The organism is Salmonella sp. SAL4457, from assembly GCF_046548235.1.
In the GTDB taxonomy this organism is placed as follows: domain Bacteria; phylum Pseudomonadota; class Gammaproteobacteria; order Enterobacterales; family Enterobacteriaceae; genus Salmonella; species Salmonella enterica.
On the sequence record NZ_JBGDZO010001503.1, the window covers coordinates 1 to 229 of the forward strand.

The 229-nt window shown below is 68.6% G+C and carries 1 protein-coding gene; it reads right to left on the reverse strand.

Features of this window, described 5'->3' with window-relative positions:
• Window positions 1–229: sulfatase-like hydrolase/transferase (locus ACLJNW_RS29210; protein WP_410962169.1), on the reverse strand; the 229-nt coding region annotated here is incomplete at both ends.

Below are 229 nucleotides of genomic sequence, written 5' to 3' on the forward strand. Positions count from 1 at the left end.
GTTGCAGCCCGTCGATGAAGGCCTGCAAGTCGCGCAGGAGGATCTCGTCATGGCACTCGCCGCCGGCGCACAGGGCCGGATCCTTGCTCTCGCTCAGGTCCTGGAAGGCGACGCGGTCGCAGGTGCCCTTGCAGCCGGACTGGTTGTCCCGCCACAGGACCCGCAGGCCTGCGCGCTGCAACACATCGAGAAGGCCTTCCTGGGTGCGCGCGCGAGCGTCGCTGTAGTC